General features: G+C 73.5%; 1 protein-coding gene. It reads left to right on the top strand.

From position 1 onward, the window contains the following. Positions 1-362: polyketide synthase (locus HW445_RS32680; RefSeq protein ID WP_180224352.1), on the top strand; the 362-nt coding region annotated here is incomplete at both ends.

The following is a 362-nucleotide window of genomic DNA, read 5'->3' as shown; positions in this document are numbered from 1 at the left end:
CTGGCCAACGCGGGCCTGACCACGGCCGACGTGGACGTGGTCGAGGCACACGGCACCGGCACGACGCTCGGTGACCCGATCGAGGCCCAGGCGCTCCTGGCGACCTACGGGCAGGACCGGCCCGAGGACCGGCCGCTGCTGCTGGGCTCCATCAAGTCCAACATCGGTCACACCCAGGCCGCGGCGGGCGTCGCCGGCGTCATGAAGATGGTCCTCGCCATGCGGCACGGCACCGTCCCGCAGACCCTCCACATCGACCGGCCCAGCAGCCACGTCGACTGGACCACCGGCGCCGTCGAACTCCTCACCGAGACCCGCGACTGGCCCGACACCCCCGACCACCCCCGCCGCGCGGGCGTCTC

Source organism: Streptomyces sp. UH6 (genome assembly GCF_013421635.1).
In the GTDB taxonomy this organism is placed as follows: Bacteria; Actinomycetota; Actinomycetes; order Streptomycetales; family Streptomycetaceae; genus Streptomyces; species Streptomyces abyssomicinicus.
The sequence above is the reverse complement of the archived record's forward strand: the minus strand, read 5'-3'. Positions and strand labels throughout refer to the sequence as shown.